This window comes from Bacillus salitolerans, from assembly GCF_042680805.1.
Taxonomy (GTDB): Bacteria; Bacillota; Bacilli; order Bacillales; family SA4; genus Bacillus_CJ; species Bacillus_CJ salitolerans.
On sequence record NZ_JBHUEM010000058.1, the window covers coordinates 1 to 510 of the forward strand.

General features: G+C 54.3%; 1 rRNA gene (only partly in view). It reads right to left on the reverse strand.

The window, feature by feature from the left end:
• A 23S ribosomal RNA gene (locus ACFSCX_RS25185) occupies positions 1 to 510 on the reverse strand (its annotated part continues 118 nt past the right edge of the window); the annotation flags it as partial.

Sequence of the window (510 nt, forward strand, 5' to 3'; positions counted from 1 at the left end):
CAACCATTCTGAGGGAACCTTTGGGCGCCTCCGTTACATTTTGGGAGGCGACCGCCCCAGTCAAACTGCCCACCTGACACTGTCTCCCAGCCGGGTCACGGCTGCGGGTTAGAATTTCAATACAGCCAGGGTAGTATCCCACCGACGCCTCCACCGAAGCTGGCGCTCCGGTTTCCAAGGCTCCTACCTATCCTGTACAAGCTGTACCAAAATTCAATATCAGGCTACAGTAAAGCTCCACGGGGTCTTTCCGTCCTGTCGCGGGTAACCTGCATCTTCACAGGTACTATAATTTCACCGGGTCTCTCGTTGAGACAGTGCCCAAATCGTTACACCTTTCGTGCGGGTCAGAACTTACCTGACAAGGAATTTCGCTACCTTAGGACCGTTATAGTTACGGCCGCCGTTACTGGGGCTTCAATTCAAAGCTTCGCTCTGAGCTAACCTCTCCTCTTAACCTTCCAGCACCGGGCAGGTGTCAGCCCCTATACTTCGCCTTGCGGCTTCGCA